The organism is Paraburkholderia sp. EG286B (genome assembly GCF_040965655.1).
Classification (GTDB): Bacteria; Pseudomonadota; Gammaproteobacteria; order Burkholderiales; family Burkholderiaceae; genus Paraburkholderia.
Genome location: NZ_JBFRCF010000185.1, coordinates 1 through 401, shown reverse-complemented (window position 1 = coordinate 401; position 401 = coordinate 1). Strand labels below are relative to the sequence as shown.

1 pseudogene is annotated in these 401 nt (G+C 58.1%); it reads left to right on the top strand.

What is annotated here, in order from left to right:
• Positions 1-127: 127 nt before the first annotated feature.
• Positions 128-277 (top strand): annotated as a pseudogene (locus tag AB4Y42_RS44335) (transposase); the annotation flags it as partial.
• Positions 278-401: the final 124 nt, after the last annotated feature.

The following is a 401-nucleotide window of genomic DNA, read 5'->3' as shown; positions in this document are numbered from 1 at the left end:
TTCTGCCGGACTTAACCAGCTCGACCATGTGGGCCCGGAATTCCACAGGGTATGGGGTACGATGCCTGCCCATTTCGACACCTCCTGATCAAAAGCATAGGTGTCCGTTTTTGCGGGTCAACTTCACGAGGCGACGCTCGTCACGCTCTCGGCGAAATCTGATACGACGAAAGCGATCCAGTACGCGCTGAACCGCTGGCCGGCGCTCGTGCGCTACTGCGACGACGGTCGTGCGGAAATCGATAACCTCATTGCCGAGCGGGCATTAAGAGGCGTTGTTGACGGCTGTGTAATTCCGACACTAAACGGCGGCGCAAGGTCGAGTAAATCGCTCAACACCGAATGGGCCGCCGATGTCGGCCACCGGTGAGCGTTGATTCAGAACGGGTCCGCGATATCGT